18 protein-coding genes are annotated in these 23,327 nt (G+C 59.3%); 12 read left to right on the top strand and 6 right to left on the bottom strand.

Features of this window, described 5'->3' with window-relative positions; genetic code table 11:
* Positions 1-317: 317 nt before the first annotated feature.
* Both QOL84_RS11535 and arfB read left to right on the top strand, forming a co-directional pair.
* Positions 318-1,730 carry an amino acid permease gene (locus tag QOL84_RS11535; protein WP_283437273.1) on the top strand — a complete coding sequence of 471 codons (1,413 nt, stop codon included), beginning with the start codon at positions 318-320 and terminating at the stop codon, positions 1,728-1,730.
* Between the two features lie 188 nt (positions 1,731-1,918).
* Entirely contained in the window at positions 1,919-2,332 is a 414-nt protein-coding gene (gene arfB, locus QOL84_RS11530; protein WP_007920134.1) for an alternative ribosome rescue aminoacyl-tRNA hydrolase ArfB, read from the top strand.
* On the opposite strand, the gene QOL84_RS11525 is transcribed toward arfB, so the two are convergent.
* The 6 genes from QOL84_RS11525 to phhA form a co-directional block, all read right to left on the bottom strand.
* Positions 2,329-3,528, bottom strand: coding sequence for an MFS transporter (locus QOL84_RS11525; RefSeq protein ID WP_129390814.1), 1,200 nt, complete (start codon positions 3,526-3,528; stop codon positions 2,329-2,331). The genes arfB and QOL84_RS11525 overlap by 4 nt on opposite strands.
* 102 nt (positions 3,529-3,630) lie before the next feature.
* Complete coding sequence (locus QOL84_RS11520) at positions 3,631-3,813, bottom strand: hypothetical protein (RefSeq protein ID WP_283437272.1); 183 nt, start codon at positions 3,811-3,813, stop codon at positions 3,631-3,633.
* A gap of 71 nt (positions 3,814-3,884) precedes the next feature.
* Positions 3,885-4,016 (bottom strand): hypothetical protein, encoded by a 132-nt coding sequence (locus tag QOL84_RS11515; protein WP_256661294.1) that lies wholly within the window; start codon positions 4,014-4,016, stop codon positions 3,885-3,887.
* A 294-nt stretch (positions 4,017-4,310) separates the two neighbouring features.
* Complete coding sequence (locus tag QOL84_RS11510) at positions 4,311-5,504, bottom strand: amino acid aminotransferase (protein WP_283437271.1); 1,194 nt, start codon at positions 5,502-5,504, stop codon at positions 4,311-4,313.
* The gene (locus QOL84_RS11505) at positions 5,504-5,860 is read right to left on the bottom strand and encodes a 4a-hydroxytetrahydrobiopterin dehydratase (protein ID WP_003222798.1); all 357 of its coding nucleotides are present in this window, start codon (positions 5,858-5,860) and stop codon (positions 5,504-5,506) included. Before QOL84_RS11505 ends, QOL84_RS11510 begins: the two co-directional genes overlap by 1 nt.
* Before the next feature lie 69 nt (positions 5,861-5,929).
* On the bottom strand, positions 5,930-6,721 hold the full coding sequence (phhA, locus tag QOL84_RS11500; RefSeq protein WP_283437270.1) for a phenylalanine 4-monooxygenase: 792 nt from the start codon (positions 6,719-6,721) through the stop codon (positions 5,930-5,932).
* A 374-nt stretch (positions 6,722-7,095) separates the two neighbouring features.
* On the opposite strand from phhA, the gene QOL84_RS11495 reads away from it, so the two are divergent.
* The 10 genes from QOL84_RS11495 (at position 7,096) to QOL84_RS11450 (ending at position 23,324) form a co-directional block, all read left to right on the top strand.
* Positions 7,096-8,658, top strand: coding sequence for a sigma-54-dependent transcriptional regulator (locus QOL84_RS11495; protein WP_129390825.1), 1,563 nt, complete (start codon positions 7,096-7,098; stop codon positions 8,656-8,658).
* Between the two features lie 373 nt (positions 8,659-9,031).
* Positions 9,032-9,772, top strand: coding sequence for a flagellar basal body rod protein FlgF (locus QOL84_RS11490; RefSeq protein WP_064390829.1), 741 nt, complete (start codon positions 9,032-9,034; stop codon positions 9,770-9,772).
* Positions 9,773-9,817: 45 nt separating this feature from the next.
* Entirely contained in the window at positions 9,818-10,603 is a 786-nt protein-coding gene (gene flgG / locus QOL84_RS11485; protein WP_129390828.1) for a flagellar basal-body rod protein FlgG, read from the top strand.
* A gap of 53 nt (positions 10,604-10,656) precedes the next feature.
* Entirely contained in the window at positions 10,657-11,352 is a 696-nt protein-coding gene (gene flgH, locus QOL84_RS11480; RefSeq protein WP_053118299.1) for a flagellar basal body L-ring protein FlgH, read from the top strand.
* A gap of 27 nt (positions 11,353-11,379) precedes the next feature.
* Positions 11,380-12,468 (top strand): flagellar basal body P-ring protein FlgI, encoded by a 1,089-nt coding sequence (locus QOL84_RS11475; protein WP_283438649.1) that lies wholly within the window; start codon positions 11,380-11,382, stop codon positions 12,466-12,468.
* Between the two features lie 11 nt (positions 12,469-12,479).
* Positions 12,480-13,784 (top strand): flagellar assembly peptidoglycan hydrolase FlgJ, encoded by a 1,305-nt coding sequence (flgJ, locus tag QOL84_RS11470; RefSeq protein WP_283437269.1) that lies wholly within the window; start codon positions 12,480-12,482, stop codon positions 13,782-13,784.
* Between the two features lie 24 nt (positions 13,785-13,808).
* Positions 13,809-15,854 carry a flagellar hook-associated protein FlgK gene (flgK, locus tag QOL84_RS11465; RefSeq protein WP_283437268.1) on the top strand — a complete coding sequence of 682 codons (2,046 nt, stop codon included), beginning with the start codon at positions 13,809-13,811 and terminating at the stop codon, positions 15,852-15,854.
* Between the two features lie 13 nt (positions 15,855-15,867).
* Positions 15,868-17,436 carry a flagellar hook-associated protein 3 gene (locus tag QOL84_RS11460; RefSeq protein WP_283437267.1) on the top strand — a complete coding sequence of 523 codons (1,569 nt, stop codon included), beginning with the start codon at positions 15,868-15,870 and terminating at the stop codon, positions 17,434-17,436.
* A gap of 117 nt (positions 17,437-17,553) precedes the next feature.
* Positions 17,554-21,147, top strand: coding sequence for a glycosyltransferase (locus QOL84_RS11455; protein ID WP_283437266.1), 3,594 nt, complete (start codon positions 17,554-17,556; stop codon positions 21,145-21,147).
* A 239-nt stretch (positions 21,148-21,386) separates the two neighbouring features.
* Positions 21,387-23,324, top strand: coding sequence for a calcium-binding protein (locus QOL84_RS11450; protein WP_283437265.1), 1,938 nt, complete (start codon positions 21,387-21,389; stop codon positions 23,322-23,324).
* Positions 23,325-23,327 lie beyond the last annotated feature (3 nt).

Below are 23,327 nucleotides of genomic sequence, written 5' to 3'. Positions count from 1 at the left end.
CGCAATCCCGGCAACCGCCACGCTGATCCAGCGGGGTCTGGCAGCAGGGGGTTAGCGGTGTACAATGCGCCGCGTTTTAACTGTGACCCTCTGCGTAATCGCGCAAATCTCAAGGCTACCCGCCTTGTTCACTCCGCCGCGTCACAAGCGTGTCGGGTTCGATTTCGTCACAGATAAAAACAAACAGGTGACGCATGACCGTTGTAAATAAGCTGAACTCCTGGTGCCTGCGCTGGGGTTTGATCGGGGCTGCCTGAAATCGCAACCTTGCAGCAACGTCTACTGAACATCATCAAACCTTGCGTGAGACCTTTTGCATGAGCGGACAACCCTCGCAATCAGGCGAGCTGAAACGCGGCCTGAAAAATCGCCATATTCAACTGATCGCCCTCGGTGGCGCGATCGGTACCGGATTGTTCCTCGGCTCGGCCGGGGTGCTGAAATCCGCTGGCCCGTCGATGATCCTCGGCTATGCCATCTGCGGCTTCATCGCCTTCATGATCATGCGCCAGTTGGGTGAAATGATTGTCGAAGAGCCGGTGGCCGGTTCCTTCAGCCATTTCGCACACAAGTACTGGGGCGGCTTTGCCGGCTTCCTGTCGGGCTGGAACTGCTGGATCCTGTACATTCTGGTGGGCATGTCAGAGCTGACCGCGGTTGGCAAGTACATCCACTACTGGGCGCCGGACATTCCGACCTGGGTCTCGGCTGCCGCCTTCTTCGTGCTGATCAACGCAATCAACCTGGCCAACGTCAAAGTCTTCGGTGAAGCCGAATTCTGGTTCGCGATCATCAAGGTCGTGGCGATTGTCGGCATGATCGCGCTCGGCAGTTATCTGCTGGTCAGCGGCAACGGCGGCCCGCAGGCCTCGGTCAGCAACCTTTGGGCACACGGTGGGTTCTTCCCCAATGGCGTCAGCGGTCTGGTGATGGCCATGGCGATCATCATGTTCTCCTTCGGCGGTCTGGAGATGCTCGGTTTCACCGCTGCTGAAGCCGACAAGCCGAAAACCGTGATCCCGAAAGCGATCAATCAGGTGATCTACCGGATCCTGATTTTCTACATCGGTGCGCTGGTGATCCTGCTGTCGCTGACCCCATGGGACAGTTTGCTGGAAACCCTGAATGCCTCCGGCGATTCGTACAGCGGTAGCCCGTTCGTGCAAGTGTTCTCGATGCTCGGCAGCAACACCGCTGCGCACATTCTGAACTTCGTGGTCCTGACCGCGGCACTGTCGGTGTACAACAGCGGCACCTACTGCAACAGCCGTATGCTGCTGGGTATGGCCGAGCAGGGCGATGCGCCGAAAGGTCTGGCGAAGATCGACAAGCGCGGTGTGCCGGTGCGTTCGATCCTGGCCTCGGCAGCGGTGACGCTGATTGCCGTGCTGCTGAACTACCTGATCCCGCACAGCGCGCTGGAACTGTTGATGTCGCTGGTGGTTGCCACGCTGGTGATCAACTGGGCGATGATCAGCTTCTCGCACTTCAAGTTCCGCCAGCACATGAACAAGACCAGGCAGACGCCGCTGTTCAAGGCGCTGTGGTATCCGTACGGCAACTACATCTGCCTGGCGTTCGTCGCGTTCATTCTCGGCGTGATGCTGCTGATCCCGGGTATCAAGATTTCCGTTTACGCGATTCCGGTGTGGGTCGTGTTCATGTGGGTCTGCTACGTGATCAAGAACAAGCGCAGTGCCCAGACTGTGGTGCCTGCGACCGCGAAGTAACCGCGCGAGCAGAAACGACAAACCCGGCCAAGTGCCGGGTTTGTCATTTCTGCACATTCCCCTGTAGGAGCTGCCGCAGGCTGCGATCTTTTGATCTTTTAACCAGCAAGATCAAAAGATCGCAGCCTGCGGCAGTTCCTACAGGGTTCATGGCGTATCCTGCACGCTCTGAATACGGACGCTTTTCCATGCTGGTGATTTCCAACAACGTGCATCTGCCGGATGCCGAGATCGAATTGACGGCCATCCGCGCCCAGGGCGCCGGTGGGCAGAACGTCAACAAGGTCTCCAGTGCCATGCACCTGCGCTTCGACATTCCGGCCTCGTCCTTGCCCGAGTTCTACAAGGAACGGCTGCTGGCGCTGCGCGACAGTCGCATCACCAGCGATGGCGTGTTGATCATCAAAGCCCAGCAATATCGCACGCAGGAAGCCAACCGTGCCGATGCGCTGGAGCGTCTGGTCGAGCTGATCCTCAGCGCCACCAAAGTCGAAAAGAAGCGTCGCCCGACCAAACCGACCCTCGGCTCAAAGAAGCGCCGGCTCGAATCGAAGACCAAGCGCGGCAGCATCAAGGCCGGGCGCGGCAAGGTGGATTTCTAGTCTTCCCGGTATTTCGCGCTGTGCTTGTACAGATAGACGCTCAACGCCAATCCGCTCAGCGCGGCGATGGCGGCGAAGAGGAAGATCGAGGCAAAACCGAAGCCTGCCGCAATCGCCCCGGCCAATGGCCCGGTGATCCCCAGCGACAAATCGATGAACAGCGAATAGGCGCCGACCGCTGCGCCACGGCTGGAGGCCGGCACCAGATTCACCGCTTCCACGCCCAGCGCCGGGAACACCAGCGAGAAACCGAAACCGCTCAATGCCGCGCCAGCCAAGGCCCAATGCGCGTCCGGTGCCAGCCATAAAAGCAGCAAGCCCAGCGTCTCCACCGACAGACAGACAATCGCCACACGGAAGCCGCCGAGACGGTTGATCAGGTTGCCGAACAGCAGTCGCGCGCCGATGAAGCTGGCGCCGAACAGGCTCAGGCACAGCACCGCATTGTCCCAATGCTGGGTCGCGTAATACAGGGTGATGAAGGTGGCGATGGTGCCAAAACCGATCGAGCCCAACGCCAGACCGCAGCCGTGCGGGAACACGCGCCCGAGTACGTGCATGAACGGCAGGCGTTCGCCGACGACGATTGGCGCGGCGGTTTTCGGCCAGGCCAGCAACAAGCCGATAATGGCCAGCAGGATGATGCTGACGCCCATGCTCCACAAACCCAACTGACCGACCAGCCACACGCCAAACGGTGCGCCGATCGCCAGCGCGCCATAGCTGGCAATGCCGTTCCAGGAAATCACCTTGGCGGTGTTTGCCGCGCCAACGCGACCGATGCCCCAGCCAATCGAACCGGAACCGACAAGGCTTTCGGCGCTGCCCAGTACCAGTCGACCGATCAGCAAACTGATCAGACTGAGCATCGGCATGTGCGGTGTCCACGCTGAAATCAACATGAACACGCCACTCAAACCGCAACCGGCGAGGCCGTACATCACCGCCAGCTTGCTGCCCTTGTTATCGATGATCTTGCCGGCGTACGGGCGGCTGAGCAGGGTGGCGAGGTATTGCACGCTGATCACCAGCCCGGCGATGACGGCGCCAAAACCCAGATCGCTGTGGACATAACCCGGCAGCACCGCGAGCGGAATGCCGATGTTCAGATAACCGATAAAGGTGAAGAGGACGATGGAGACGACTTGCAGCGTGACCGCCAGGGGGCGCTGGGGCTCTGACTTGGAGAACGACATGGGTAACGATCCACGGGAGCGGCAGATTAGATAGGCTGCTTATGATACCGGCGTGGAAGCGCCTGCGGCGGGAAAAGTAAAACTATTTGCCCGCTGACGGCATCAGGTCTTGGCCGGTGCAACCAGCTGTGTGGTGACCAGAGCGGCAAGGGCATTTTCTTCGCTGCCGAAGCGAGCGAGCAGGGCGGCTTGTTTCTCGGGGGAGAGGCGGTTCCAGATCTCGATCATTTTCTCGGTGGCGCCGATCAGTACGGCAGCTTGGTTTTCAGAGAATTCGTCGGTCATGGCGGGGCTCGGGGTCAGGCGGTGTGGAAAGCGCATGTTAGCGCTTTCCACACGGTCTGTACGACGGGGTCTTACTCTTCGTTGTCGGCCGGACGGCTCTCAACGGCTTCTTTCGGTTCGGGCTGCCCCGCACCGGCTTGTTGCGTGGTCGTCTGCTCAGGTTCGTGCAGGCTTGGGAAGGGGAGATTAGGAATCTCGTGCATGGTTGCGCTCCTCGCTAAGTCTGTTGATAGATCTGGTAGATCCGCGCTTTTGGAAAGCCTGCGCAGGATACAGCAGGAAAAATGACAATCAGACTTTTAATTCAAATTAATGCGACAGATGGCCGCAGGGGGCGCAAGAACTGCGGTGATTGATCGTTCCCACGCTCTGCGTGGGAACGCCTCAATGGACGCTCTGCGTCCGCTATTGGGACGCAGAGCGTCCCTGCCTGCATTCCCACGCGGAGCGTGGGAACGATCAAAAGCATGTAGGAGCTGCCGCAGGGTATTGCGGTGTTACTTGCTGACGTCAGCGATAGCCTGAGCCAGCAGCGCGAGGCGTGTGGCGTCGATACCGGCGACATTGGCCCGGCCCGAGCTGACCATGTACACGCTGTGCTGCTCGCGCAGTTGTTTCACTTGCTCCGGCGACAGCCCGGTGTAGGAGAACATCCCGCGTTGCACGCCGATGTGCGCAAAACGCTCACGCAGGCCATGCGGTTCCAGCGCTTCGACCAGGCCGCTGCGCAATTGCGCAATGCGCAGGCGCATGGCTTCCACTTCATCGGCCCAACGGGCTTTCAGCTCTGGATCAGCGAGAATGGTCGCGACCACCGCAGCGCCGTGATCCGGCGGCGTCGACCACAGGTTGCGGGCGATATTGGCCAGTTGGCTGCGGATGTCGATGAGCTTCTCGGCGCTTTTTGCGCAGACGATCAGCGCACCGGTGCGGTCGCGATACAGGCCGAAGTTCTTCGAGCAGGAACTGGTGATCAGCAGCTCAGGCACCTCGGCCGCGAACAAGCGGGTCGACCATGCATCCTGTTCCAGACCATCACCAAAACCCTGGTAGGCAAAGTCGATCAGCGGCAGCAGGTTGCGGCTGCGCACCACGTCGAGCACGCGCTGCCAGTCGTCGTGGTTCAGGTCGAAACCGGTCGGGTTGTGGCAGCACGCATGCAGCAGCACCACATCGCCTTTCGGCACGTCGTTGAGTACGGCGAGCATGGCTTCGACGTCGAGGCGGTTGTCACTGCCCACGTAAGGGTAGTGACTGACCTTGACGCCGGCTGCGGCGAAAATGGTTTCGTGAATTGGCCAGGTCGGGTTGCTCAACCATACGCCTTTGCCTGGCAGGCACTGGGCGATGAAGTCGGCCGCCAGACGCAACGCACCGGTTCCACCCGGGGTCTGGGTGGCGCCGGCACGTTGTTCGGCGATCAGTTTCGAGTCGGCGCCAAGCACCAGCTCGTTGATGACTTTGCCGAACAGCGGATTACCGTGGCCACCGATGTAGGTCTTGGTGTCCTGGCTTTCGACCAGTCGCGCCTCGGCGATTTTCACCGCCTCCGGGATTGGCGTCAGGCCCTGGGCATCTTTGTAGACGCCAACGCCGAGGTCAAATTTGCGCGGGTTGCTGTCCTGCGCATACGCCTCCATCAAACCGAGGATCGGGTCGCCGGGGACCCGGCCGATGGCGTCGAAGTGCATTACTTGCGTCCTTCTGCGGTCTTGGCCACTTCGTCAGTGCGCGCGGCCATGATGAAGTCGTTGCGGTGCAGGCCTTTGATCGAGTGGCTCCACCAGGTCACGGTGACTTTGCCCCACTCGGTCAGCAGGCCCGGGTGATGACCTTCGGCCTCGGAGATTTCACCGACAGCGTTGGTGAAAGCCAGCGCGTGCTTGAAGTTCTTGAACAGGAAAACTTTCTCCAGCTGCATGATGCTGTCGCGAACTTCGATGTTCCAGTCAGGGATCTGCTTGATCAGGATCGGCAGTTCTTCGTCGCTGACTTGTGGCGCATCGGCGCGGCAGGCTTCGCAGTGGGCTTGGTTCAATGTCGACATGGTCTGTTCCTGAATTCGATTCTTGTTGGAAATTACTATCTTTGCACGCAAGTCGCGAGCGGGTTCTGCTCAGGCCGCTTTCGGCTTGGGCGGAAATTTTGGCGCGTGCAGACCCAGCTGCATGCCTTGTTTGACCATGGCCATGATGTCTTCATGAGCAACGTCGAACAGGCGCTTGAGGTTCGGCAGGACAAAGTACAGCGGTTGCAGGATGTCGATGCGGTAAGGCGTGCGCATCGCTTCGAGCGGGTTGAAAGCTTGATGCTCAGGCTCGTTCGACAGCGAATAAACGGTTTCTTTTGGCGAAGACAGAATGCCGCCGCCGTAGATGCGTTTGCCTTGCGGGGTGTCGACCAGGCCGAATTCGATGGTCATCCAGTACAGCCGCGCCAGGTACACGCGTTCTTCCTTGGTCGCCTGCAGGCCGAGCTTGCCGTAGGTGTGGGTGAATTCGGCGAACCACGGATTGGTCAGCAGCGGACAGTGGCCAAAGATCTCGTGGAAAATGTCCGGCTCTTGCAGATAGTCGAGCTCTTCGCGGGTACGTATGAACGTCGCCACCGGGAATTGCTTGCTGGCGAGCAGTTCGAAAAAAGTCTGGAAGGGAATCAGCGCCGGCACACGGGCGACCTGCCAACCGGTGGTTTCGCCGAGCACCTTGTTGATCTCGCCGAGCTGCGGAATGCGGTCGTGGGGCAGACCGAGTTTTTCGATACCGTCCAGGTACTCCTGGCAGGCACGCCCTTCGATCACTTTCAACTGGCGAGTGATCAGCGTGTTCCACACCGCGTGTTCTTCGGCGGGGTAGTCGATAAAACCTTGCGCATCGGGCTCGCGGGCCACGTATTGCGTCTGCTTCATACTGCTCTCCTGCTAGGGGAATTCGTTCTTGTTATGTCCAGCGATGGGGTCAGAATTACCTGAGAGTGGAGTGGTGTGCAGTAGGTGGTGACGCGCTCGCGTAGGAAAAATCGGTGGATTTCGTAAACTATTCGTTACGCTTTGACCAATATCTCGCATTTACGGTGACTGGAAGGTTTGAAAAGCGCTGTGACTGTCACATAATCTTGACAACTATCTGCGCGCCTCGACAGAAAAGTCTGGCGCCGTTCCCTTGTAGGAGTGAGCCTGCTCGCGATAGCGGTGTATCAGTCGCCATCAATATCAACTGGCCGACAGCCATCGCGAGCAGGCTCACTCCTACAGGTTTCTCAGCGTTTATTCGGGCGATTTATATGCGCATCAAAGTCCACTGCCAGAACCGCATCGGCATCCTGCGCGACATCCTCAACCTGCTCGTCGAATACGGGATCAACGTCGCCCGTGGCGAGGTCGGTGGTGAGCACGGCAATGCGATCTATCTGCACTGTCCGAACCTGATCAACATCCAGTTCCAGGCGTTGCGGCCGAAGTTCGAGGCGATTGCCGGGGTGTTCGGCGTCAAGCGGGTAGGGCTGATGCCGAGCGAGCGCCGGCACATGGAGTTGAACGCCTTGCTCGGTGCACTGGAGTTTCCGGTGCTGTCGATCGACATGGGCGGTTCGATCGTCGCGGCCAACCGCGCGGCGGCGCAGTTGCTCGGCGTGCGCGTGGATGAGGTGCCGGGCATTCCGCTGTCGCGTTACGCCGAAGACTTTGATTTGCCGGAGCTGGTGCGCGCCAATAAATCGCGCATCAACGGCATGCGCGTGAAGGTCAAGGGCGACGTGTTTCTCGCCGACATCGCGCCGCTGCAATCCGAACACGATGACAGCGAGGCCATGGCCGGTGCGGTGTTGACCTTGCACCGTGCAGATCGCGTCGGCGAACGTATCTACAACGTGCGCAAGCAAGAGTTGCGTGGATTCGACAGCATCTTCCAGAGTTCGAAAGTCATGGCCGCTGTCGTGCGCGAAGCAAGGCGCATGGCACCGCTCGATGCGCCGTTATTGATAGAAGGCGAAACCGGCACCGGCAAGGAATTGCTCGCGCGCGCCTGCCACCTCGCCAGCCCGCGTGGGCAGTCGCCGTTGATGGCGCTGAACTGCGCCGGTCTGCCGGAATCGATGGCCGAAACCGAGCTGTTCGGCTACGGCCCGGGCGCCTTTGAAGGCGCGCGTGCGGAAGGCAAGCTCGGGCTGCTCGAATTGACCGCCGGCGGCACGCTGTTCCTCGATGGCGTCGGTGAAATGAGCCCGCGCTTGCAAGTGAAACTGCTGCGCTTTCTCCAGGACGGTTGCTTCCGTCGCGTTGGCAGCGATGAAGAAGTTTACCTCGACGTGCGGGTGATCTGTGCCACCCAGGTCGACTTGTCCGAGCTGTGCGCACGTGGCGAGTTTCGCCAGGATTTGTATCACCGCTTGAACGTGCTTTCGCTACACATTCCGCCCCTGCGCGAATGCCTCGACGGTTTGACGCCGCTGGTTGAACACTTCCTTGATCAGGCCAGTCGGCAGATCGGTTGCGCATTGCCAAAACTGGCACCGGCAGCAATGGATCGGCTCAGTCATTACCACTGGCCGGGCAATGTGCGGCAGTTGGAGAACGTGCTGTTCCAGGCGGTTTCGCTGTGCGATGGCGGCACGGTCAAGGCCGAGCACATTCGGCTGCCGGATTACGGCGTGCGTCAGCCGCTTGGCGATTTCTCGCTGGAAGGCGGGCTGGACGAGATCGTCGGACGCTTCGAGAAAGCCGTGCTGGAGCGGTTGTATTCCGAACACCCGAGCAGCCGACAACTGGGCAAGCGACTGGGGGTTTCGCACACGACGATTGCCAACAAGCTGCGTGAATATGAAGTGGGCAAAGACCCCGAAAGCTAAGTAGAGCTTTTGTTGTGAGCGGGCTGTTGTGGCGAGGGGATTTATCCCCGTTCGGCTGCGCAGCAGTCGCCAAGCCTTTGAATGCGGTCGAGCTGATACACCGCATTGAATGGATTTGGGGCGGCTTCGCCACCCAACGGGGATAAATCCCCTCGCCACAGATCATTGTTGGTCGTGATGGCCGGCACTTGCCACTTACCGGCATAACACCGCCGGTTTTTCGACTTCGATACATTTCTCCAATCCTCGCAATCTCCCCCAAGTCCTTTGTTTACCGGGCTTCGCGCCGCCAGAAAAAAGTTGGTCTGCAAATTGCTTATGGCTCAGCAGTACAGCGGTGGGCGGCAAACGTCCGGCATGCAGAGGAAAGAGTGTGGACAAGTACCTTTATGTGGCAATGACCGGTGCCAGCCAGAATGCGCTGGCGCAAAAGGCGCATGCCAACAACCTGGCGAACATCTCCACCAACGGTTTTCAGAAGGACCTGGAACAGGCCCGTTCGATGCCGGTGTTTGGTGACAGCTTTCCGGCGCGTGCGTTTGCCATGAGCGAACGGCCTGCCACTGATTTCTCGCCGGGCTCCCTGGTCGAGACCGGGCGTGACCTCGACGTCGCCGTGACCGGCAACGGTTTCATTGCCGTGCAGAACCCGAACGGTGGCGAAAGCTACGTGCGCACCGGCAGCCTGAATATCGATGCCCTCGGCGTATTGCGCGCCGGCAACGGCATGGCCGTGATGGGCAATGGCGGGCCGATTGCCGTGCCGCCCGAGCAGCAAGTCGAAGTCGGTGAAGACGGCACCATCAGTATTCGGGCGATGGGCGAAGGCCCGCGCGTCATGGCGGAAGTCGACCGGATCAAGCTGGTCAATCCGGACATCAAGAACATGAACAAGGGCCTCGACGGCTCGATCTACACCAAGGATGGCCAGCCTGCGCCGGCCGATGCCAACGTCAAACTGGTGTCGGGCTTCCTTGAGTCGAGCAACGTCAACGCCGTCGAAGAGATGACCTCGGTGCTGGCTCTGGCCAAGCAGTTCGAGTTGCACATCAAAATGATGAACACCGCCAAAGACGACGACCAGGCCATGGCTCGGGTCTTGCAGATCAGCTAATTATCAGAACGTCGCGCCGTAAAACAGGCGCACGAGGAGAATTGAATGCTTCCGGCTCTATGGGTTGCCAAAACCGGTCTGTCCGCCCAGGACACCAACCTGACCACCATTTCCAACAACCTGGCAAACGTCTCGACCACGGGTTTCAAACGTGACCGCGCCGAGTTCCAGGACCTGCTGTATCAGATCAAGCGTCAGCCAGGTGCTCAGTCGACCCAGGACAGCGAATTGCCGTCGGGTCTGCAACTGGGTACCGGTGTGCGCATTGTCGGCACGCAGAAAAACTTCACCGCTGGTAGCCTGCAAACCACCGAGCAGCCGCTGGACCTGGCGGTCGACGGTCGCGGTTTCTTCCAGATCCTGCAGCCGGACGGCACCACGTCCTACACCCGTGACGGTACTTTCCACCTCGACTCCAATGGCCAGATCGTCAACGCCAGCGGTTTCGCCCTGGAGCCTGCGATCGTCATTCCGAACAACGCGCAGAGCTTCACCGTCGGTACCGACGGCACCGTGTCGATCACGGTTCCGGGCAACCCGGCTGCGCAAGTGATCGGCAACCTGCAAACCGCCGACTTCATCAACCCGGCCGGTCTGCAAGCGGTAGGCAACAACCTGTTCCTGGAAACCGCTGCTTCCGGCGCACCGCAAATCGGTACTCCGGGCCTGAACGGTTTCGGCACCACGCTGCAGAACACCCTGGAAGGTTCCAACGTCAGCACCGTTGAAGAGATGGTCAACATGATCACCACTCAGCGCGCTTACGAGATGAACTCCAAGGTGATCTCCACCGCCGACCAGATGCTCTCGTTCGTAACGCAGAATCTGTAATCAAGTCTATGAGGCGACCATGAGGTCGCCTGCAACACCGTGAGGTAAGGGTCATGAAACGCTTCGTATCTGTTCTGGCATTGGGTGGGGTCGTCTCGCTCGCGGGCTGCGTCGCACCGACGCCCAAGCCCAATGACCCTTACTACGCTCCGGTGTTGCCGCGCACGCCGTTGCCGGCGGCGGCCAACAACGGCTCGATCTATCAGGCCGGGTTCGAGCAGAACCTGTACAGCGACCGCAAGGCATTCCGGGTCGGTGACATCATCACCATCACCCTGAACGAGAAGACTCAGGCGAGCAAGAACGCCAACTCGCAAGTGGCCAAGAACAGCAAGACCGGCATCGGTCTGACCTCGCTGTTCGGCGGTAGCGGCGTCACCAACAATCCGTTGGGTGGCAACGATCTGAGCCTGGACGTCGGTTACAGCGGCGACCGCGCGACCAAAGGCGACAGCAAGGCTGCGCAGGGCAACACCCTGACCGGTTCGGTCACAGTGACCGTTGCCGATGTGCTGCCCAACGGCATCATCGCCGTGCGCGGCGAGAAGTGGATGACCCTCAACACCGGTGATGAACTGGTGCGCATTGCCGGTCTGGTGCGTGCCGATGACATCGCCACCGACAACACCGTGTCGTCGACCCGCGTCGCCGATGCACGCATCACCTACTCGGGCACCGGCTCGTTCGCCGATGCGAGTCAGCCAGGCTGGTTCGACCGTTTCTTCCTCAGCCCGCTGTTCCCTTTCTAGGTGGCTACGTTGAATCTGAAAAGCTTCATGCTGGCGGCGGCCGTGATGTCCGCAGCCTTTGGTGCCCACGCCGAGCGGCTGAAAGATATCGCCAGCATTTCCGGCGTGCGTTCCAACCAGTTGATCGGTTACGGCCTGGTCGTCGGGCTTAACGGCACCGGTGACCAGACCACGCAGACCCCGTTCACCCTGCAGACCTTCAACAACATGCTCTCGCAGTTCGGCATCAAAGTGCCGCCGGGTTCGGGCAACGTGCAGTTGAAGAACGTCGCGGCGGTGTCGGTGAGTGCCGATCTGCCAGCGTTCGCCAAGCCGGGTCAGCAGGTCGACATTACGGTGTCTTCGATCGGTAACTCCAAGAGCCTGCGCGGCGGCACCTTGTTGCTGACCCCGCTCAAAGGTATCGACGGCAACGTCTACGCCATCGCTCAGGGCAACCTGGTAGTCGGTGGTTTCGATGCCGAAGGTCGCGACGGTTCGAAGATCACCGTCAACGTTCCGTCGGCCGGTCGCATCCCGGGTGGTGCGTCGGTGGAGCGTTCGGTGCCGAGTGGTTTCAACCAGGGCAACAGCCTGACGCTGAACCTCAACCGCTCCGACTTCACCACCGCCAAGCGCATCGTCGACAAGATCAACGACATGCTCGGCCCTGGTGTTGCACAAGCCATCGACGGCGGCTCGATCCGAGTGACTGCGCCGCTCGATCCGAGCCAGCGCGTCGACTACTTGTCGATCCTCGAAAATCTCGAAGTCGACCCGGGTCAGGCGGTGGCGAAAGTCATCATCAACTCGCGTACCGGGACCATCGTCATCGGCCAGAACGTCAAGGTTTCGCCGGCCGCCGTGACCCACGGCAGCCTGACCGTGACCATCACCGAAGACCCGATTGTCAGCCAGCCTGGCCCGTTGTCCAACGGCCAGACTGCGGTGGTGCCGCGTTCGCGCGTCAACGCCGAGCAAGAAGCCAAACCGATGTTCAAGTTCGGCCCGGGCACCACCCTCGACGAGATCGTCCGTGCGGTGAACCAGGTCGGCGCGGCGCCGGGTGACTTGATGGCGATCCTCGAAGCACTGAAACAGGCCGGCGCGTTGCAAGCCGACCTGATCGTGATCTGAGGACGGCCATCATGGATATGCGCAAAGGCAGTCTGGTCAGCAACGCCGATTCGGGTTCGTACTCCGACCTCAATCGCCTGAATAAGCTGAAAGTCGGCGACAAGAACAGCGACGGCAACATGCGCAAGGTGGCGCAGGAATTCGAGTCGCTGTTCATTGGTGAAATGCTCAAATCGATGCGTTCGGCCACCGAAACGCTGGGTCAGGACAATCCGCTCAACACCCCGGCGGCCAAGCAATATCAGGAAATGTCCGATCAGCAACTGGCCGTTTCCATGTCCCGCGAGGGCGGTGGTATCGGCCTGGCTGACGTGCTGTTGCGCCAGATGCAGAAGAACAAACCGATGGCGCCGGGTGAGGCTGCCGCCGCGTCCGCCGCCAAGCAGGAAGAAGCTCGGGCCAAAGTCGCTGCGGTGGCCACGCCGGTTGCTGCTGGCACCACCGCCACCAACGGTCCGTTGTCGCGGGTCAATGGCGAGCGTCCGTTGTGGGCTTCGCGTTCCGGGCGTGTGTCGAACACCGCAGGCATTTCGCACAGCAATGACATGGCGATGATCAACAAGCGTCGTCTGGCCTTGCCGCCGAAACTGGCTGATCGTCTGCTCGCAGGTCTGGTGCCGTCGGCCACGACGAATGCCACGCCGGCATCGAATACCGTGCTGCCACGCGCCACCACCGCCGTCGCTACTGGCGCAGGCCCGTTGTACAACGGCGACTGGCTGGCCCGTGCCGAAAGCGATAAAGCCACCGGCGGGCAGATGCAGATTTACGGCCGTGCGATGGCGCAGATCCCGTTGGCGCCGGCGAAGAAAGCCTTCAGTTCCGCCGACGAGTTCGTCAACACCATGTTGCCGATGGCCAAGGAAGCCGCCGACCGTATCGGCGTCGATCCGCGTTATCTGGTCGCACAGGCGGCACTGGAAACCGGTTGGGGCAAATCGGTCATGCGCGCCCAGGATGGCAGCAGCAGCCACAACCTGTTTGGCATCAAGGCGAGCAGCAACTGGAAGGGCGATTCGGCCCGGGCGATCACCAGCGAATTCCGCGACGGGCAGATGGTCAAGGAGACGGCGGAGTTCCGTTCCTATGCTTCCTACAAGGACAGCTTCCACGATCTGGTGACTTTGCTGCAGACCAATAATCGCTATCAAGATGTCGTGAAGTCTGCCGATAACCCAGAACAGTTTGTACGCGAGTTGCAGAAGGCCGGTTACGCCACCGACCCGAACTACGCGACAAAGATTTCGCAGATAGCCAAGCAGATGAACAGTTTCCAAAACTACGCTGCGGCGGGTGTATCCACCACGCCTTTATAAGGCACAAGGTATAAGGTCTGAACCATGAGTTTGCTCAATATCGGGATGTCGGGACTGTCGGCCAGCCAGTCCTCTTTGGCTACGACAGGCAACAACATTGCCAACGTCGACACCGCCGGTTATTCGCGTCAGCAAACCGTGCAGGGGACCAAATCCTCGCAGCAGTTCGGTAACGTCTTCATCGGCACGGGCACGACCCTGGCCGACGTGCGCCGGGTCTACAACTCGTACCTGGAAAGCCAGTTGCACACCGCGACCTCGCTCGACAGCGAGTCGGCGGCCTATCTGGCACAGGCCACGCCGCTGGACTCGATGCTGTCCGATACCAATACCGGCCTGACCGGTGTGCTGCAAAAATTCTTCACCTCGATGCAGGGCGTTTCGACCTCGGCCACCGATGACACTTCCCGTCAATCGGTGCTGACCGGCGCGCAGGCTTTGACCAACCGCTTCAACACCCTCGCCAAGCAGCTCAACGACCAGAACACCAGCATCAACGGCAGTCTTGGTGACATGGCCGCCCAGGTCAACAAGCTGGCCAGTTCGATTGCCACGCTGAACCAGAAGATCGGCGAGATTTCCACCAGTGGCGGTGCGCCGAACGATCTGCTCGACAGCCGTAACGAAGCCGTGCGCCAACTGTCCGAGCTGACCGGTGCGCAGGTCGTCGAGCGCGGTACCAGCTTCGACATCTACGTCGGCAGCGGTCAGCCGCTGGTGATCGGCAACACCACCAACACCCTGAGCACCGTGCCGCTCAAAGACGATCCGTCGCGCATGGGCATTCAGATGGACCGCGGTTCGAGCACCCTCGACATCACTTCGGTGATGAGCGGTGGCGAAATGGGCGGTCTGCTGACGTATCGCAAAGAAGTCCTCGACCCTTCGCTCAATGAGCTGGGTCGTGTTGCACTGGTGGTGGCTGATCAGATCAACAGCCAGCAAGCGCAAGGCATCGACAAGAACGGTGACTTCGGCGCGGCGCTGTTCAACAACATCAACAGTGCTGCACTGGTCAGCCAGCGCAGCATCGCGGCGTCGGGCAACAGCACCGGTTCGGGCAACCTTGATGTCACCATCAAGGACACCGGCAAGCTGACCACCAGTGATTATCAAGTCACGTTCACCAGCGCCACCGACTACACTGTCAAGCGGTCCGACGGCACCGACCTGGGCGCGTTCAGCACCACCACCAACCCGCCACCGGTGATCGACGGCTTCACTCTGTCGCTCAATGGCGGTGCGTTGAGCGCCGGTGACAGCTTCAAGGTGACGCCGACCCGCAACGCGGCGGCGAGCATCCAGACCGTTCTCAGCGACCCGAAGAAAATCGCTGCGGCCGGTCCCTTGACCGGTGTGGCCAGCGCTGCCGGCCTGGGGACTTACACTCAGCCGACACTCAGCGACAGCATCAATATCTACAACCCGACCGCCCAGGCAGACATGCAGGCGGCGCTGAAGAATTCGACGCCAGTCAAACTGGTGTTCGGTGCGGCCAGTGGCGGTAGCCAGTCTTACAACCTGGTGGATGCCAAGGGCGCGACCATCGGCAGCGGCACCATCGTTCCCGGTCAGGCGAACACGCTGAACCTCAAAGTCGGCATCGTCGATGCCAGCGGCAACCCGGTGATGGACACGACCGTCACGCCGAACGTGCAGAAGACCTTCACCGTGCAGACCACGGTCGGCGGCACGCCGAAGTCCGGCGAAACCTTCACCATGAACCTCACCGGTGCGGCGTCTTCGGACAACCGCAACGCGCAGGCGCTGGTCGGCCTGCAAACCAAGCAGACCGTCGACACCGGTTCGGCGAGCAAGGGCATCAGCCTGACTGACGCCTACAACAAGCTGGTCACCAACGTCGGCACCAAGACCGCCCAAGGCAAGTCCGACAGCGCTGCGACCTCGGCGATTCTCGATAACGCCAAAGGTGCCCGCGATTCGTTGTCCGGGGTCAACCTGGATGAAGAGACCGGCAACCTGGTCAAATACCAGCAGTACTACACAGCGTCTTCGCAGATCATCAAAGCTGCGCAGGAAACTTTCGCCACGCTGATCAACAGCCTTTAAGGAGTCGTAATTCATGCGCATTTCCACCGCCCAGTATTACGGAACGCAAGCTTCGGACTATCAGCGTAACTTCAACAAGGCCGTTGCCACCGCCAGTGAGGCGAGCAGCCTGACGCGCATCAACACCGCTTCCGACGATCCGGTCGGCGCCGGCCGTTTGCTGCAACTGGGTCAGCAGGCCGCGATGCTGGATCAGTACAGCACCAACATCAGCAGCACCAAGAGTGCGCTGACGGTGCAGGAAACCACGCTGGACTCCATCACCACGGCGTTGCAGAGTGCCAAGGAAATCTCCCTGGCCGCCAACAACGGCAACCTTACCGACAAGGACCGCCAGGCTTACGCTGCGCAACTGTCGCAGATCCAGCAACAAGTCCTGGGCCTGATGAACTCCAAGGATGCCGACGGCAACTACCTGTTTTCCGGTTCGAAAACCGATACCGCGCCGTACTCGCAAAACAACGACGGCACTTACAGTTACAACGGTGACCAGACCACCATCAATCTGGGCATTGGCGACGGTATGTCGGTCGGTACCAACACTACCGGCTGGGACGCGTTCCAGCAGACCATCAACACCGCTCGCACCAACACCACCATGACCTCTCCACCGGTTGACGACGGTCGTGTCGTGCTGTCCAACGGTACGGTCGGAACGGCTGCCACCTACAACGCCAAATTTGCCGGCGGCGAGCCTTACACCGTCAGCTTCCTCAGCAGTACGCAGCTGAAAATCACCGATGCGCTGGGTAATGATGTTACGGCTGAAGCAACCCAGAATGGTTTGATCAGCAACAGCAGCGGTGCCAACCAGACGGTCAGCTTCCGTGGTGTCGACATGAAGTTGAACATCAACCTCAAGGCGGGTGACACCAACCCCGACGCCGTGATCGCCGGGCACAGCTTCCAATTGTCGGCCACGCCTGACTCGTTCACTACCGCACGTAGCCCGGGCAACCCGTCGACCGCCGTTATCACCGGTTCGAACATCACTGATCCTGTGGCTTACAGCAACGCCTTCCCGCAGGGCGGTGCAGTCCTCAAGTTCACCAGTGCCACTGCTTTTGATTTGTATGCGGCGCCTGTCACTGCTGACAGCAAGCCAGTGTCCTCGGGCACTGTCGCTGGCGGTAACGCAACCGCTGCGGGCGTGACCTTTGCATTGGGCAACACTCCTGCAGCCGGTGATCAGTTTTCGATCCAGTCGAACAACCATCAGACGCAGAATATCCTCGATACGCTGGGTCAGATGGTGACCGCGTTGAATGCGCCGATCGATGGCAATGACGTCGCCAAGCAAAAATTCCAGGGCATCATGGAAGCGGGGCTAGGTAACATCGATAGCGCTTCCAATCAGGTCGGCGCCGCTGTCACTTCAATCGGTGCTCGCGGTCAATCGCTGGATATGCAAACCGTCACCAATCAGAGCCTGAGCACCGCCAATACCACGACTCAAGGCTCGATCCGTGATTCGGACCCGGCAGAAGTCATGACGCGTCTGACTCTGCAACAAACCATGCTGCAAGCGGCGCAACTGGCATTCAGCAAGATCAGCCAGCTGGGCCTGTTCAACAAGATCTGACGGTAACCGGGCGCGCAAGCGCCCGTTTGTTTTGGCTCTTGAGTATCTAATGTCTTTTTTTGCGGTATCCAGAGGGCTCGCTGTTCCGGGCGGGCTCCCGCCGCTTGCGAGTCTGCCGTGAATTCACTTCCCCTTGTCAGTCTGGTCATTCCTGCCTTCAATCCACGATATTTCGAGAAGGCCCTGCGCAGTGCCGTCGGGCAAGGCTATGGCAATCTTGAAATCATTGTGTGCGATGACAGTCGCGGCAGCGCAATCGAGGAAATCGTTGCCGCGGTAGTCGATCAGACCGGTGTGGTTGTGCGCTATGTGCGCAACCCGCAGACGCTGGGAATGGTCGGCAATTTGAAGGTCTGCCTGAGTCAGGCGCAGGGCGAATTCATCAAGTTTCTGTGTGACGATGACCTGCTCTATTCAAATTGCATCGAGCAGCAGGCCCATGAAATGTTGCGCGAGGAGGTCAGTCTGGTGACGGCCCAGCGACTGCTCTGGGATGCCAACGACATCATCTTGCCCGGGCGTCTGGAAAACACCTCTTTGTCACCTTACAGCGGCTTGCTCAAGGGTGACGATCTGCTGGGTATATTTGAAAAATTCCCGGTCAACGTTCTCGGCGGATTCAGCAACGCCTTGTTCCGGCGTGCCGATATCGTCGAGTTGCTGCCGGCATTGACTGAAGAGGGTTGCTGCTTCGTGGCGACCCTGGATTTTGCCCTGTATGTCTGTCTGTTACGGCGCGGCAATCTGGCGGTGTCCAACAATGTGCTGAGCGCCGAGCGACTCTATCCAGAGCGACTGAGCGCGCAACAGCGCATGAAGGATGCGGTTGAGGTCGAGCGAGAGTGGATCTCGCAAATGCTCAAGGTTCGAAGCGGTGAGTCCGCGCCTGCACAGGGATGGGTTCGCTACATTCCCTTGACCAAGGCTGATGAATCGCCGAGGGTTTGGGAAGAGCTTCCCCTGAGCCGAACTCTGGGTTCCAAGCAAAGCCGTCAGGAATGGGCGGTCGGTGTCGACAGCTTCAGTTTTGCTGAACTTTATGCGCAATGGCTGGAGTGTCGGGTGCTCACTGAAGGGCAGCGCAAGTTGCTGCCGGAAACCCTTGCCGGTTGGTCGCACCAACCCCGAATCGTACCGATCATCATTGATGGGTTGGGCAGACAGGATGGTCTCGAACGCACGCTGGAAGCGCTGGCTGCCCAGGATTATTTGCCTGAGCTGATTCTGGTGTTGTCCGCTTCCTGTACTGAGGCGCAACTGGATGGACGAGTGTTCCGCATGCCGTTGCAGGATGACGGTCTGGAGCAGATCAACGCACTGTTGCCGCAGTTGGAGGGCGCGGACTGGTTCTACTTGTTGCAGGCCGGCGATCGCCCGGTAGTGCCGTCATTGTTGGTCATGGCCGAGCGAATTGCCCGTTTCTCATCGCTGACGTGTCTGTACAGCGATGAAGGCAGCCTGCGTGGCGGCGAATCGGTAGAGCCTGCATTCAAGCCGGATTTCAATCTGGATCTGATGCGCAGTTATCCTTATGTCGGACGTGCCTTGGCGTTCAAGCGCGAGCAGTTTCTGGCGCTCGGCGGGTTTGATCCTGCGTTCGCCGAACTGGCCCCCCATGATGTGTTGTTGCGCATGGTCGAGAGCGAGGGCATACAGGTCATCGGTCATATCGCCGAAGTGTTGCTGGAATCGAAATTCGATCTGTCCGCGTGGCTGGCCGAACCCGGCGTGGTGGAGCAAAACCCACGCGTGCTCGAAGCGCATTTGCAGCGTCTGGGCGTTGCCCACGAGATTCGTCGCGGTAGCACTGAGCTGCTCAATCGTGTCGACTATCATCATGCCCGGCGGCCGCTGGTCTCGGTCATTATTACTGCCCGGGATCAGACCGCCGCCTTGCAGCGCTGTGTCGAAACCCTGTTGGAGAAGACGGCTTACACCGAATATGAATTGGTGTTGGTCGACAATGGCAGTGAAAGCGCTGAAGCGTTGGCATGGCTGGATGGCATGGCGCAGTTGGGCGGCGACCGGATTCGCGTTTTGAGCTTCCCGCAAAAGGGTAATGCGGCGGCCTTGTACAATTTTGCGGTAGGCCACGCACGCGGCGAATATGTGGTGATGCTTAATACTTTTGCGGTGATCACCCGGGCGGACTGGCTGGACGAACTGCTCAATCATGCGCAGCGCCCTGAGGTCGGAGTGGTGGGTGCGAGGTTGTTCAACCCGGATGGATGTGTGCTGCACGCCGGTCTGATTCTTGGGTTGCAAGGGCCGGTGGGACTGCCATTTTATGGTCAGCCGATGCAGTCTGACGGCTACATGTTCCGCCTGCAGGCGGTACATGATCTGAGCGCAGTGGGCGGTGACTGCCTGATGGTCCGCAAGACGGTCTTCGAGGCTGTCGGGAAACTCGACGAGCAGCACCTGAAACAATCGCTCAATATCGCGGATCTATGTCTGCGAGTCGGCCAGGAAGGTTATTTGGTGGTATGGAATCCCTATGCCACGCTTGCAGTAGGGGCGCGGCCTGGCTCGGCGGCGACGCAGGAAGAAGAGCAAGTGCACGTCGAGGAGCTGGACACGTTTTACCAGCGCTGGCTGCCACTTATAGCGCGTGATCCAGCCTATAACGTCAACCTGGCATTACAGGGTGTTGGTGCAACCTGCTTCAGTATTGAGCCGGGTCTGCGTACCGGTTGGAGTCCATTTTCCAAGGCGCGGCTGCCCAATGTACTGGTCGTGCCAATCAATGCATCGGCCATTGGTCATTACCGCATGAGCCAGCCGATGATCGAGTTGGAGGCGGCAAACAGAATTGAAGGGCGCATTTGCTACGGTTTGCCATCGATCATTGATATCGAGCGCCAGTCCCCCGATGTGATTGTTCTGCAAGGCCGTTATTCGGAACTCGCCATCGATGAAATTCCACCGCTGAAAAAATACTTCAGTGCGCGGCGGATCTACGAACTCGATGACTATGTCATCGACGTCCCGCATCGCAATGCGCACATCCGCAACATGCCGAGCAAGCAGGACATGGAGCGCATGGTGCGTCGCGCAATCGGGCTGTGTGATCGCGTGGTCGTATCCACTCAGCCGCTGGCCAACGTCCTGTCGGACATGCATCACGACATTCGTGTCGTGCCGAACATGTTGGCCAAAGATTTGTGGAGCAACTTGCGCAGTCAGCGTCGTACCTCGAAAAAGCCGCGAGTTGGCTGGGGTGGAGGCACCAGTCATCACGGTGACCTGGCGGTAATCGCGGATGTCGTCCGCGAACTGGCCAATGAGGTCGACTGGGTATTTTTTGGCATGTGCCCGGATGATCTGCGGCCATACATGCACGAGTTCCATGGGGTGATCCCGCTCGACGTGTATCCGGCGAAACTGGCAAGCCTCAACCTTGACCTGGCGCTGGCACCGCTTGAGTTCCACATATTCAACGACTGCAAGAGCAACCTGCGCCTGCTTGAGTACGGTGCTTGTGGTTATCCGGTGGTTTGTACCGACACCGAAGCGTATCGCGGCTACCTGCCGTGCACTCGCGTCAAGACCAACACCACGGATGAATGGTTGCAGGCAATTCGCATGCACCTGTCTGACCCGGATGCCAGCTATCGCATGGGGGATGATTTGCGGGAGGTGGTGCTGCGCGATTACGTGCTGCGCGGCGATAACCTGCGCTACTGGGAATACGGCTGGCTGGCCGACTGATCGGCTTGCGACGTATCAAAAAAGGCGACCTTTTCGGGTCGCCTTTTTTTGTACCTTGAAATACGTACTTACATCGATCAGCAGAGATTTCTCCCGCCAGCCTCAAGCTTTGGATTTCTTCAGTCGATACCCCGTTATTCGTTTGTTTGCCTGCGGGTGTATAGACGGGGCGGCCGTGCTGCCTCGGTTTGCATCGCACCCATGGAAGATCCGGTTTCAACAACACAAGGAAGACGCAAATGGCTGTCTTAAATGGAACGAGTGAAGCGGATGTCCTGTTGGGCACCGACGATAATGACCAACTCTATGGACTGGAGTCGGATGATTTACTGCTGGGCAGCGCGGGATCAGACGTACTGGATGGCGGTGAAGGTTTTGACGCGGCGAGCTACTACGCAATGTCCTCGGGGATCAATGTCGAGTTTGGCGGCGGTGTGGCTACGGTCACCGGCCCCGATGGCAAGAGCGATACCCTGATTGGAGTGGAGAAAGTATTCGGTAGCTTTCACAACGATACGTTCACCAGTTCGGTGGCGGGTGTGACGCTGGAGGGCAGCGTCGGTGATGATGTTTACATTGTCGACGGCGAGGGCGTGACGATCACCGAGGAGGATCATCTTGGCTACGATGAGCTGCGCACCAGCCTCAATACCATCAAGATGGACCCGTTTATCGAGAAGCTGACGTTCACCGGTACCGGCGATTTCAGCGGTTACGGCAATGCCAGTGACAACGAAATCATTGGCGGCGCCGGTAATGACTGGTTGTGGGGCGGCGCGGGCGCCGATCACTTTGTCGGTGGCGATGGCTTCGACACGGTCAGCTACAGCGATAGCCTTGAGGGTGTACGGGTCGAGGACTTCAGCAACTTCGACGGTCTGACCATCGCTTATGGCGACACTTTCACTGGCATTGAAGCGATTCAGGGTTCGAATTTCGATGACGTGATTTATCGTCATCAAGGCTCGATGATCGTTGATGGTGCCGCTGGTTACGACACCGTCAATTATCGATCCGCCTTTGATTCCGTCAACCTGCTGATCGGCGGTGATGGCGTCAACGCAGAGGGCGACACACTGCGAAACGTGGAAAAAGTCATCGGTACATCGGGTGCTGACCACTACACCGTCAATGTCGCTGGCGTGACTGTCGCGGGTGGTGACGGGGACGATATCTACATCATCAATAGCGCCGGAGTGACTATTGAAGAGGAGGGTGATTTTCGAGGCGGAACCGATCATCTGTACACCAATCTGTCTGCGATGCACCTTGATCCGTTCATTGAAAACCTGACGTATACCGGGACTGCCGACTTTACCGGCTACGGCAATGACGAGAGCAACACCATCGTCTCTGGCGCCGGCAATGATGTGTTGTACGGTGGTGCGGGTGGCGATCGCTTCGAAGGTGGAGCCGGTATCGACATCGTCAGTTACGGCGACAGCACTGAAGGTTTGAGCGCCTCCCTCAACTGGGGCCCGCAGAGCGGCATTGCTCTTTATGACGTTTACATTGATATCGAAGGCCTGCGCGGCAGTCAGTTCAATGACTCCCTTGAAGGCAATTCGGACGACAACATTCTGGAGGGCAGTGCGGGCGACGACCAGATTCAGGGCGGCGATGGCAATGACCACCTCTACGGCGGTCTGGCGTCCGGGCAGGATGCTGCAGGGCAGTCGGATACGCTTTCAGGCGGCGCGGGCAATGATGTCATCGTCGCTGCCAGCAACGACCTGTTCACTTGGGCCAGTGGCGATGACGGCAATGACACGATCACGCTGGGAAGCGGGGTTGCCTTTGGCGGGCAGGGCGATGACCAGTTGATCATCAATTTCTCCAGCCAGGCACTCTCCGGCGTCAGTGCTTATGGTGGTTACGGCAATGACACCTACGTGGTGAACACCATCGGGCTGGTGACGATTCAGGATGAAGGGCTGGACATGGACGACACCCTGATCCTCAACACCATTGCCAATACCGGTCAGTTGAGCGTGACCCGCATCGGTAACGACGCCTATCTGCACAGTGCCAATGACACCGGCAGTGGTGTGCCGGACAACGGCGTGAAACTGGCGGACTGGTACGCGGGCTTCAACACCATCGAGCATATCCAGACCGCCGACGGCCAGGTCTATGATCTGCCAACCAGTGGTGATGCGTTCGCCATGTTTGGCTGATCC

It is taken from the genome of Pseudomonas helmanticensis, assembly GCF_900182985.1.
GTDB classification, from domain to species: Bacteria; Pseudomonadota; Gammaproteobacteria; order Pseudomonadales; family Pseudomonadaceae; genus Aquipseudomonas; species Aquipseudomonas helmanticensis.
This window is presented reverse-complemented; position numbering and strand designations above follow the sequence as displayed.

Bases quoted from the DNA above. Each gene is read 5' to 3' on its own strand.
- QOL84_RS11535 (WP_283437273.1), top strand. From the start codon at position 318: ATGAGCGGACAACCCTCGCAATCAGGCGAGCTGAAACGCGGCCTGAAA.
- arfB (WP_007920134.1), top strand. From the start codon at position 1,919: ATGCTGGTGATTTCCAACAACGTGCATCTGCCGGATGCCGAGATCGAA.
- QOL84_RS11525 (WP_129390814.1), bottom strand. From the start codon at position 3,528: ATGTCGTTCTCCAAGTCAGAGCCCCAGCGCCCCCTGGCGGTCACGCTG.
- QOL84_RS11520 (WP_283437272.1), bottom strand. From the start codon at position 3,813: ATGACCGACGAATTCTCTGAAAACCAAGCTGCCGTACTGATCGGCGCC.
- QOL84_RS11515 (WP_256661294.1), bottom strand. From the start codon at position 4,016: ATGCACGAGATTCCTAATCTCCCCTTCCCAAGCCTGCACGAACCTGAG.
- QOL84_RS11510 (WP_283437271.1), bottom strand. From the start codon at position 5,504: ATGCACTTCGACGCCATCGGCCGGGTCCCCGGCGACCCGATCCTCGGT.
- QOL84_RS11505 (WP_003222798.1), bottom strand. From the start codon at position 5,860: ATGTCGACATTGAACCAAGCCCACTGCGAAGCCTGCCGCGCCGATGCG.
- phhA (WP_283437270.1), bottom strand. From the start codon at position 6,721: ATGAAGCAGACGCAATACGTGGCCCGCGAGCCCGATGCGCAAGGTTTT.
- QOL84_RS11495 (WP_129390825.1), top strand. From the start codon at position 7,096: ATGCGCATCAAAGTCCACTGCCAGAACCGCATCGGCATCCTGCGCGAC.
- flgG (WP_129390828.1), top strand. From the start codon at position 9,818: ATGCTTCCGGCTCTATGGGTTGCCAAAACCGGTCTGTCCGCCCAGGAC.
- flgH (WP_053118299.1), top strand. From the start codon at position 10,657: ATGAAACGCTTCGTATCTGTTCTGGCATTGGGTGGGGTCGTCTCGCTC.
- QOL84_RS11475 (WP_283438649.1), top strand. From the start codon at position 11,380: ATGCTGGCGGCGGCCGTGATGTCCGCAGCCTTTGGTGCCCACGCCGAG.
- flgJ (WP_283437269.1), top strand. From the start codon at position 12,480: ATGGATATGCGCAAAGGCAGTCTGGTCAGCAACGCCGATTCGGGTTCG.
- flgK (WP_283437268.1), top strand. From the start codon at position 13,809: ATGAGTTTGCTCAATATCGGGATGTCGGGACTGTCGGCCAGCCAGTCC.
- QOL84_RS11460 (WP_283437267.1), top strand. From the start codon at position 15,868: ATGCGCATTTCCACCGCCCAGTATTACGGAACGCAAGCTTCGGACTAT.
- QOL84_RS11450 (WP_283437265.1), top strand. From the start codon at position 21,387: ATGGCTGTCTTAAATGGAACGAGTGAAGCGGATGTCCTGTTGGGCACC.